This is a genomic window from Meridianimarinicoccus marinus (genome assembly GCF_040689105.1).
GTDB lineage: Bacteria > Pseudomonadota > Alphaproteobacteria > Rhodobacterales > Rhodobacteraceae > Meridianimarinicoccus > Meridianimarinicoccus marinus.
In genome coordinates, this window is sequence record NZ_JBFBVU010000148.1 from 1 (window position 1) to 236 (window position 236).

Below are 236 nucleotides of genomic sequence, written 5' to 3' on the forward strand. Positions count from 1 at the left end.
GTACTTTTTCTTTATCAAAATCTTCCTGATTTTCGATCTTGGTCATTACCTGATAAATGCCATTGGCTACCACATCATGTACTTTTTTGGAAAGATGAAGCTGGTTCTCCTTTATTCTTAATTCATTTTCCCGCTGCAGCCCTTTTTTTCTTCTCTTGTAAACTATCCAGCCGCCAACCAGGCTTAAAGACAGAATTCCCAAAACCACATTCTGCTTCAGAATTCTGTTTTGTTTT

General features: G+C 37.3%; 1 protein-coding gene. It reads right to left on the reverse strand.

All coding sequences use genetic code 11. The features are described 5' to 3' along the window. Positions 1-236: LPXTG cell wall anchor domain-containing protein (locus tag AB0T83_RS20530; protein WP_366195042.1), on the reverse strand; the 236-nt coding region annotated here is incomplete at both ends.